This window comes from Rhodoferax sp. RT5P35 (genome assembly GCF_056521385.1).
In genome coordinates this window covers 1-1,095 of record NZ_JBWMAX010000307.1, presented here as the reverse complement: position 1 = coordinate 1,095, position 1,095 = coordinate 1, and the positions used below count along the sequence as shown (strand labels likewise).

The 1,095-nt window shown below is 65.3% G+C and carries 2 protein-coding genes; both read right to left on the bottom strand.

Features of this window, described 5'->3' with window-relative positions:
- Positions 1-150: 150 nt before the first annotated feature.
- Positions 151-435 (bottom strand): hypothetical protein, encoded by a 285-nt coding sequence (locus AC097L_RS25860; protein ID WP_315184450.1) that lies wholly within the window; start codon positions 433-435, stop codon positions 151-153.
- Positions 436-511: 76 nt separating this feature from the next.
- Positions 512-1,095 (bottom strand): PAQR family membrane homeostasis protein TrhA (trhA, locus tag AC097L_RS25855; RefSeq protein WP_479589553.1); only part of this gene is annotated, 584 nt, incomplete at its 5' end.

Genomic DNA, 1,095 nt, shown 5'->3' with positions numbered 1-1,095 from the left:
CCGCGCCGACTTCAGCCACTACGGCCTGGACCTGCCCAGCCGCGCCAAGGCCTGGACCGGTGCCATCGCTGCCAGCCAGCAAATGGCCGATGAATTTGCCCAGTGGCTGCAGCGGCCCGACATGGGGCTGGTGCAGCCGCTGTAGAAACCTCAGTTCAGTTCGCCGAAGTGCGAGGTGCGGTCTTGCGGGCCTTGTTCCTGGATTTGCAGCGACAGGTCGTACAGCTTGGACTTGCCCGCGATGTAGCGGTCCAGCCGCCATTCCTTCAGGATGTCCAGCGCCAGGTCAAAGCGGTCCAGGTCCAGCGCGTACAGCTTCTCCAGGGGAAACGGCTCGTTGGATTCCAGCGTCAGCACCAGTTGGGCCAGCGTGCGGGCGGCCTCGGATTCGGGGTGCTTGGCGATGAATTTCTGGGCTTCTTTGATGGCGTTCATGGGGCGGTCCTGGGGATGGATGTGGGAATACCCGTATTGAACCCCACCCAGGCCCATCCAGCATGACGGTTTGATTTCAGAAATGTGACATTACCGCACCCGCATGGCAGGCGCTGCCCAGCACCACAAAGCCATGCCACACCGCATGCGCATACCGCCAGCGCCCATCCAGCGCAAAAAACACCACGCCTGCCGTGTAGGCCATGCCCCCCGCCAGCAGCCACGCCCGTCCCGAGGGCGAGAGCTGCTCCACCAGTGGCACGGCGGCCACCAGCACCAGCCAGCCCATCGCCAGGTACAGCCCCGTGGACACCCAGGGGTGCGACAAACGGCCTCGCACCTTCAGTACAGTGCCCGCGATGGCCACCAACCAGACCAGCGCAAACAGCGTCCAGCCCCAGGCACCCAGCCTCGCCCCCAGGGCAAATGGCGTGTAACTGCCCGCGATGAAAAAATAAATCGCTCCGTAGTCCACCTGCAGCCAGCGCTGCTTGGCCCGCCCCGCGGGCAGCGCGTGGTACAGCGTGGACGACACATACAGCAGCAGCAGGGTCGCCGCAAACACGCTGGCCCCCAGCCAGTGCGGGCCCGCTGCCAGCACCAGAAACGGCGCACCCACCAGCGCCGCCAGCAGCGCGACCGCGTGGCTCAAGGTGTTGG